This window comes from Campylobacter concisus (assembly GCF_002914195.1).
GTDB classification, from domain to species: domain Bacteria; phylum Campylobacterota; class Campylobacteria; order Campylobacterales; family Campylobacteraceae; genus Campylobacter_A; species Campylobacter_A concisus_M.
The window spans coordinates 1-584 of sequence record NZ_PPAU01000052.1 but is presented as its reverse complement, the minus strand read 5'-3'; the positions used below and the strand labels follow the sequence as shown (position 1 = coordinate 584).

Sequence of the window (584 nt, the reverse complement as noted above, 5' to 3'; positions counted from 1 at the left end):
ATACTGCGGGCATGAAGGGCTGCACCAAACAAGCGATAAACTACAAGAAATTTTTAAAAGGTTTTAACGATCTTGGTTTTATGGTAGTTGCCATTAGCTCACAAGATATCGCAGCTCAAAAGAAATTTCAAGAAGAGACTTCGGCTGGAGTCATGTTTCTAAACGATAGTGAGTTTATGCTTGAAAGGGCGCTTGAGCTTCCGGTTTTTTCTGCATCAAATGGACATAAATTTTACTTTAGACAAACACTCATCATAAAAGATGGCAAGATAAGGCGCGCATATATAGTGGATGATCCTGAGAATGATGCTAAAAATATGCTAGAAAAAATCAAAGAAAAAGACTACTAGGAGCTAAAATGAGCCAAAATAGCAAAATTGAGAAGTCTTATGATGAGCTAACTTAAAAATCAAGAGCTTTTGCCCAATCGACGCCATATAGGCTTGAAGCTTGTGCGACACTTCTTGGCATAACTCCGCCGCCATGCGAAAATGCAAGAGTTTTAGAGATAGGATGTAGCTTCAGTGGAAATTTGATCCCATTTGCAGTAAACAACAAAAATGCAAAAGTAGTTGGCATAGACC

Annotated in this window: 2 protein-coding genes; one reads left to right on the top strand and one right to left on the bottom strand. The window is 38.4% G+C overall.

Annotated features, from left to right (window positions below; translation table 11 throughout):
• Positions 1-350, top strand: a 350-nt coding sequence (locus tag CYP28_RS01795) for a redoxin family protein (RefSeq protein ID WP_103592880.1), incomplete at its 5' end; no start/stop codon positions are given.
• Positions 351-402: 52 nt separating this feature from the next.
• Here CYP28_RS01795 and CYP28_RS10225 read toward each other — a convergent pair.
• Positions 403-584 (bottom strand): hypothetical protein (locus CYP28_RS10225; protein WP_181000398.1); only part of this gene is annotated, 182 nt, incomplete at its 5' end.